Source organism: Mesorhizobium sp. M7A.F.Ca.CA.004.06.1.1 (genome assembly GCF_003999135.1).
Taxonomy (GTDB): domain Bacteria; phylum Pseudomonadota; class Alphaproteobacteria; order Rhizobiales; family Rhizobiaceae; genus Mesorhizobium.
The window spans coordinates 1-1,825 of record NZ_RZPQ01000969.1 but is presented as its reverse complement, the minus strand read 5'-3'; the positions used below and the strand labels follow the sequence as shown (position 1 = coordinate 1,825).

Genomic DNA, 1,825 nt, shown 5'->3' with positions numbered 1-1,825 from the left:
AGTTCAGGGTGAGCGACCTTGGTGATGGCGCCGCGCTTCAGCCAATGCTCGTCTTGTGCATTCTCATGCGGCTTGCGCACCGGTGCCCAGAGCAATCCCGCTGCCTGAGCTTCTTGCCAGGGCGTCGCGTCATATGTGTGGGCGCGGACGAAACGCTGAACCACTTCCAGCGTGTGCGAGGTGGCGTCGTCCATCTTCGACGAGCCCGGGACGCTGCGTGCGTTGAAGTCCGCATCGGCTGTGGGCGCCTCGAGGTCCGCAGCCATGTCGAAACGCTCGAGGAACGGCACGAGATTGGCCTTGTCACGGGCGCCAACACCCCAGGTCATGTACCAGCGACCATCTTTGGTGTGACTGATGTTGGGGACACGCGACACTGCCTCCAGGGCATGACGGCATGTCAGACGATGGAGCGGCGCTCGGCGCATCACCCATGACATCAGATCGATCTCGGTGCTCTTGGCCACCGCCTCATGGATGGCACAGGAGATATCCTGACCGAGACCCGAGGTGGTCCGCTCGATCAGAGCGGCAAGAATGCCAATCATGAGTTGCTCACCGGCAATATGGTAGGCATGCCAGATTTGCGGTGCGATAGGCGGTAGGTCGTACTGTTCCGATGGATCCGGATCGTAGCCGCAATTCATCATGACGCCGCCGAGCGCCAGATGAACCAGGTCCGACCCCTTGAAGGTACTCCAAGGGCCGTCATCGCCGAAAGGCGTCATGCGGGCGATGACGAGCGAGGGGTACCGCGCCGCCAAGGCTTCGCGGGTCAGCCCAAGCTGTTCATTCAACATGCCGCAGCTAGCATCCAGCAGGATGTCGGCAGTACCCAGGAGCTGGACCAACATCTCGCGACCGCCTGCGGTATCCAGATCGGCGACGGCGGATTTCTTGCCGCGGTTGTATGCCCAGAAATAGAGCGACTTTTCGGGGTCGGGCTCCTCAGAACAGAACGGGGCGATGCGCCTCGTCGGGCTGCCGTCTGCTGATTCGATCTTGATCACCTCGGCGCCGAGTCCTGCAAGCAGCAGGCCGCAATACTCCGCCGTCTCGTCCGCCACCTCGATCACTCGAAGGCCAGACAGCATTCCGGGGGCGGTGTCGGACGCCAGAGCGGTCGACCGGGGTTCAACTCTTGCAGCTGTCATGAAGGGTGTTTGGACCGTCTCAGCGTTGATGTTGAGCAACCACATTTATGGAGTTTGCTCGGCAAGATAATGCATTATATAAAATTAGGCATTGAGAAGCGGCGCCTGTCAATTAGAAATTGCGGGGGTCAAACCAATTCACCTTGGGTGGTGGAAAAAGTGCAGAAGAAATTTCGATCCTGAATTTTTAAGGCTTCCGGCGCTATGTCGTGGCCAATGCGCCATTGGAGCGTCTTCACACCGGCATTGTGGGCGGAGGGTCCGGTCTGTTTTGCGGATCTCGAGATTCTCCTTCTTAGCGACGTTCCAGCAGAGCAAATATTACTGTCGCCAAAGGGCAGCCACCGGTCGTCTTTCGCCATCCGTCCGGCAACGCCAATGGCAACACCCGGGACCGCCAAGGGCGTCTGCCACCTGCGAGAGCGGCAATCGTCGCGTCGTCCGCACCGAACTTGACGGGAGGCAGACCGTTCTCGCCGATAGCTACGAGGGAAAGCGGCTCAACTCGCCAAACGACATCGTCGTACGCTCGGATGATTCGATCTGGTTTACCGACCCGGATTATGGAATTCTCAGCGATTACACAGGAAACCGCGCCTCCAGCGAGCTCGGGCGCCGCTGCGTTTTCCGCCTTGATCCCCTCGATGGCAAGCTGGCGATCGCCACGGACA

Annotated in this window: 1 protein-coding gene and 1 pseudogene; one reads left to right on the top strand and one right to left on the bottom strand. The window is 59.7% G+C overall.

The window, feature by feature from the left end; all coding sequences use genetic code 11:
• A partial coding sequence (locus EN906_RS32780) for a CoA transferase (RefSeq protein WP_206529234.1) occupies positions 1-1,076 on the bottom strand: 1,076 nt, incomplete at its 3' end.
• Positions 1,077-1,363: 287 nt separating this feature from the next.
• Here EN906_RS32780 and EN906_RS32775 point away from each other — a divergent pair.
• A pseudogene (locus tag EN906_RS32775) lies at positions 1,364-1,825 on the top strand (SMP-30/gluconolactonase/LRE family protein); the annotation flags it as partial.